The organism is Peribacillus sp. SIMBA_075 (assembly GCF_046534585.1).
Genome location: NZ_JAWRYN010000531.1, coordinates 1 through 275 on the forward strand (window position 1 = coordinate 1; position 275 = coordinate 275).

1 pseudogene is annotated in these 275 nt (G+C 76.4%); it reads left to right on the plus strand.

Features of this window, described 5'->3' with window-relative positions:
* Positions 1 to 275: pseudogene (locus tag SB775_RS29300) on the plus strand (hypothetical protein); the annotation flags it as partial.

Consider the following 275-nt stretch of genomic DNA (forward strand, 5'->3'; position numbering starts at 1 on the left):
CCGCGCAGGGCCTCCGCGCCGTCAGCTCCCCGATGAACTTCCGGCTCGCGCCGGGCGAGACGGCGCACATCCTCGACGACTCACGGCCTGCCGTGTTCGTCTACGACGCCGCTGCGTCCGACTCCGTCGCCACCGCGCTGGAGCTGGCCTCCCACCGCCCGTCCGTGCTCGCCGCCGTCGGCGACGGCCCGCTGCTGCCCGGCGCCGTCCGCTTCGAGGACCTGGTCGTCGTCGGTGCTCCGGCCTTCCGGGCCCCGGAGGGCGCGAGCGTGTGG